This window comes from Enterobacter cloacae complex sp. P13B (assembly GCF_014895915.1).
GTDB classification, from domain to species: domain Bacteria; phylum Pseudomonadota; class Gammaproteobacteria; order Enterobacterales; family Enterobacteriaceae; genus Enterobacter; species Enterobacter bugandensis.
The window spans coordinates 1-4,623 of record NZ_JADBQN010000024.1 but is presented as its reverse complement, the minus strand read 5'-3'; the positions used below and the strand labels follow the sequence as shown (position 1 = coordinate 4,623).

Genomic DNA, 4,623 nt, shown 5'->3' with positions numbered 1-4,623 from the left:
CGGTGTAGATCTCACAACCCCCGAGAGAGAGGGTCTGACGGTTCTCAATTTTGTCACGCAGGAGCGTAACTTCTTCTTCCATTGCACCAATAATGCCGATTTTCATAGATTTACTCGCGATGTGCCTTGTTAAGAGGCATAGTCTATCATGCGGTTAAGGGGAAACGCATTCTCACGCGGGGGAGCACATGTCACCAATCGATTTTCGTACCAAAATTAACTGGCACCGACGTTTCCGTTCGCCGCAGGGCGAAAAGAGCGAACATGAGATCCTGCGTATCTTCGAAAGCGATCGCGGCAGGATTATTAACTCGCCCGCCATCCGGCGTCTGCAGCAAAAGACCCAGGTATTCCCGCTGGAGCGTAACGCCGCGGTGCGCACGCGCTTAACCCACTCCATGGAAGTGCAGCAGGTCGGGCGTTATATTGCCAAAGAGATTTTAAGCCGCCTCAAAGAGCAGCGTTTACTGGAAACCTATGGCCTGGATGAGCTGACGGGGCCCTTCGAGAGCATCGTTGAGATGGCCTGCCTGATGCATGACATCGGCAACCCGCCTTTTGGCCATTTTGGCGAGGCGGCTATTAATGACTGGTTTAAACAACGGCTTTATCCGTCGGATGCGGCAAGCCAGCCACTCAGCGATGACCGCTGCATCGTGCGCGATTTACGCCTGCGTGAAGGCGAAGAAGGGCTGAACGATCTGCGCCGCAAAGTGCGCCAGGATCTCTGTCACTTTGAGGGCAACGCGCAGGGGATCCGGCTGGTGCACTCCCTGATGCGCATGAACCTGACCTGGGCGCAGGTTGGCTGCATTTTGAAATATACGCGTCCCGCGTGGTGGATGGGGGAGACGCCCGCATCCCACAGCTATTTAATGAAAAAACCGGGCTATTACCTTTCCGAAGAGGCCTATATAGAACGGCTGCGTAAAGAACTATCCCTGACGCCAAACGGCCGATTCCCATTGACGTGGATTATGGAAGCCGCCGACGATATTTCCTATTGCGTGGCTGACCTGGAAGATGCCGTTGAGAAAAGAATATTCAGCGTCGAGGAGCTTTATCAGCATCTTTATGCGGCATGGGGAACCCATGAAAAAGGATCGCTGTTTGCGCAGGTTGTCGAAAATGCCTGGGAAAAATCGCGCTCAAATACGTTAAGCCGCAGTACGGAAGATCAGTTCTTTATGTATTTGCGGGTCAATACATTAAATAAACTGGTGCCGTATGCCGCCTCGCGCTTTATTGATAATTTGCCGCAAATCTTTAGCGGGGAATTCAATCATGCGCTGCTGGAAGATGACAGCAGTTTCAGCCAACTCCTTGAGCTTTATAAACATGTGGCAATGCGGCATGTGTTCAGCCATCCTGATGTCGAGCAACTGGAACTGCAGGGATACCGTGTAATTAGTGGATTACTGGAAATTTATTCCCCGTTGCTTCAGCTCTCCGTCGAGGAGTTTAGCGAGCTGGTGGAAAAAGAACGCGTGCGGCGAATTCCTATCGAATCCCGGCTTTATCAGAAACTTTCTACCCGCCATCGGCTGGCGTATGTCGAAGCGATGGGTAAGCTGGATCGCCACGCTCTGGAATGGCCGGTGATGGAATATTATTATCGCTGCCGTCTAATCCAGGACTATATCAGCGGCATGACCGATTTGTATGCCTGGGATGAATACCGCAAGCTCATGGCCGTGGAATAATTCCGGAGTTTTGTAAAGAAGGCCAATAAATTTTTACCTTTTCCATAAACTTATGGCCGGAACTAAGCGGTATAAAATGAATCTGAGTTACACAGCAATTTTGCGTTACCTGTAAATCGAGATTGAGAAACATGAAAAAAACCACATTAGCAATGAGTGCACTGGCTCTGAGTTTAGGTTTAGCGCTGTCTCCTCTGACTGCTACTGCAGCCGAGACCGCGTCGTCGGCAGCAACCGCGCAGCAGATGCCAAGCCTGGCACCGATGCTCGAAAAAGTGATGCCATCGGTGGTGAGTATTAACGTTGAGGGCAGCACGACCGTCAATACGCCGCGCATGCCGCGTAACTTCCAGCAGTTCTTCGGTGACAATTCACCGTTCTGCCAGGACGGTTCGCCATTCCAGAGTTCTCCGTTCTGTCAGGGCGGTGGCGCAGGGGATGACGGCCAGGGCGGCGGCCAGCAACAGAAATTCATGGCGCTTGGTTCCGGTGTGATTATTGATGCCGCAAAAGGCTACGTGGTCACCAACAACCACGTTGTGGATAACGCCAGCACCATTAAAGTTCAGCTGAGCGATGGTCGTAAATTCGATGCTAAAGTGGTGGGTAAAGATCCGCGCTCCGACATCGCGCTGATCCAGATTCAGGATCCGAAGAACCTGACGGCGATTAAAATTGCCGACTCCGATGCGCTGCGCGTGGGCGATTACACCGTCGCTATCGGTAACCCGTTCGGTCTGGGTGAAACCGTGACCTCGGGTATCGTCTCTGCGTTGGGCCGTAGCGGCCTGAATGCGGAAAACTATGAAAACTTCATCCAGACGGATGCGGCCATTAACCGTGGTAACTCCGGCGGTGCGCTGGTGAACCTGAACGGCGAGCTGATCGGTATCAACACCGCTATTCTGGCACCGGACGGCGGTAACATCGGTATCGGCTTTGCTATCCCGAGCAACATGGTGAAAAACCTGACTGCTCAAATGGTGCAGTACGGCCAGGTGAAACGCGGTGAGCTGGGTATTATGGGTACCGAGCTGAACTCCGAGCTGGCGAAAGCGATGAAGGTGGATGCGCAGCGCGGTGCGTTCGTCAGCCAGGTTATGCCGAACTCCTCTGCAGCGAAGGCGGGCATTAAAGCGGGTGATGTGATCACCTCTCTGAACGGTAAACCGATCAGCAGCTTTGCCGCCCTGCGTGCGGAAGTGGGCTCGATGCCAATTGGCAGCAAAGTGACCCTTGGCCTGCTGCGTGACGGCAAACCGGTTAACGTAAGCCTGGAGCTGCAGCAGAGCAGCCAGAATCAGGTGGACTCCAGCACCATCTTCAGCGGAATTGAAGGCGCAGAGATGAGTAACAAGGGCCAGGACAAAGGCGTGGTGGTGAACAACGTGAAAGCAAATTCACCTGCTGCCCGTATCGGCCTGAAAAAAGGCGATGTGATCATGGGGGCTAACCAGCAACCGGTGAAAAACATCGCTGAACTGCGCAAAATTCTCGACAGCAAACCGTCCGTGCTGGCGCTGAATATCCAGCGCGGTGACACCTCAATTTACCTGCTGATGCAGTAATTCTCTTAAGCCCCTGTACGCAGGGGCTTTTTCGTTTCTGTGACGCCTACCGCAACTCCATACTTCCCCCTTTCACTTTGTGCATTCGCACAATGCAGTCGCTGCTGAACTTCCCTATGCTTGAGCTCTGCTCACAGGAGGGTTACATGGCTGGCTGGCATCTTGATACCAAAATGGCGCAGGATATCGTGGCGCGCACCATGCGCATCATTGATACCAATATCAACGTAATGGATGCCCGCGGGCGCATTATTGGCAGCGGCGATCGCGAGCGTATTGGGGAATTGCACGAAGGAGCCCTGCTGGTGCTCTCTCAGGGCCGCGTGGTTGATATCGATGATGCGGTAGCGAAACACCTGCACGGCGTGCGTCAGGGCATTAACCTGCCGCTGCGTCTGAAAGGGGAAATTGTTGGCGTTATCGGCCTGACGGGCGAACCGGAATCCCTGCGTAAATACGGCGAGCTGGTCTGCATGACGGCGGAAATGATGCTGGAGCAGTCGCGCCTGATGCATCTGCTTGCTCAGGACAGCCGCTTACGTGAAGAGCTGGTGATGAACCTGATTCAGGCGGAAGAACATACGCCTGCACTCAGCGAATGGGCGCAGCGTCTGGGGATCGATCTGAACCAGCCGCGCGTGGTGGCGGTGATTGAGGTCGATAGCGGACAGCTTGGCGTAGACAGCGCGATGGCCGAGCTGCAGCAGCTGCAAAATGCGCTGGCGACGCCGGAGCGCGACAACCTGGTGGCGATCGTCTCGCTGACGGAAATGGTGGTACTCAAACCCGCGCTCAATGCGTTCGGCCGCTGGGATGCGGAAGATCATCGTCGTCGCGTGGAACTGCTGATTTCCCGTATGCAGGAGAACGGCCAGTTGCGTTTTCGCGTTGCCCTGGGCAATTACTTTACCGGGCCGGGCAGCATCGCCCGGTCCTGGCGTACCGCGCGCACCACCATGATAGTGGGCAAGCAGCGGATGCCGGAGAGCCGCAGTTATTTCTATCAGGATCTGATGCTGCCGGTGCTGCTCGACAGCCTGCGCGGCGGCTGGCAGGCCAATGAGCTGGCGCGGCCATTAGCGCGCCTGAAGGCGATGGACAACAATGGGTTGCTGCGCCGGACGCTGCAGGCGTGGTTTCGCCATAACGTGCAACCGCTGGCGACCTCAAAAGCGCTGTTTATTCACCGCAATACGCTTGAGTACCGGCTAAACCGGATCTCGGAGCTGACGGGGCTGGATTTGGGGAACTTTGACGACAGGCTGCTGCTCTATGTCGCGTTGCAGCTGGACGAACAGAGATGACTGAGTGCGGTCTGGTGCCCTCACCCCATCCCTCTCCCACGGGGCTGA

Annotated in this window: 3 protein-coding genes and 1 pseudogene; 3 read left to right on the top strand and 1 reads right to left on the bottom strand. The window is 54.9% G+C overall.

Annotated features, from left to right (window positions below):
• Window positions 1-106, bottom strand: a pseudogene (locus IM273_RS22435) (5'-methylthioadenosine/S-adenosylhomocysteine nucleosidase); the annotation flags it as partial.
• Between the two features lie 82 nt (window positions 107-188).
• Between IM273_RS22435 and dgt the strand changes: the two are divergent.
• The 3 genes from dgt (at window position 189) to IM273_RS11610 (ending at window position 4,575) form a co-directional block, all read left to right on the top strand.
• Complete coding sequence (gene dgt / locus IM273_RS11620; protein ID WP_028015571.1) at window positions 189-1,703, top strand: dGTPase; 1,515 nt, start codon at window positions 189-191, stop codon at window positions 1,701-1,703.
• Window positions 1,704-1,834: 131 nt separating this feature from the next.
• Window positions 1,835-3,271 carry a serine endoprotease DegP gene (degP, locus tag IM273_RS11615; protein ID WP_028015572.1) on the top strand — a complete coding sequence of 479 codons (1,437 nt, stop codon included), beginning with the start codon at window positions 1,835-1,837 and terminating at the stop codon, window positions 3,269-3,271.
• 146 nt (window positions 3,272-3,417) lie between these two features.
• Complete coding sequence (locus IM273_RS11610) at window positions 3,418-4,575, top strand: CdaR family transcriptional regulator (protein WP_193050464.1); 1,158 nt, start codon at window positions 3,418-3,420, stop codon at window positions 4,573-4,575.
• The last annotated feature ends 48 nt before the right edge of the window (window positions 4,576-4,623 follow it).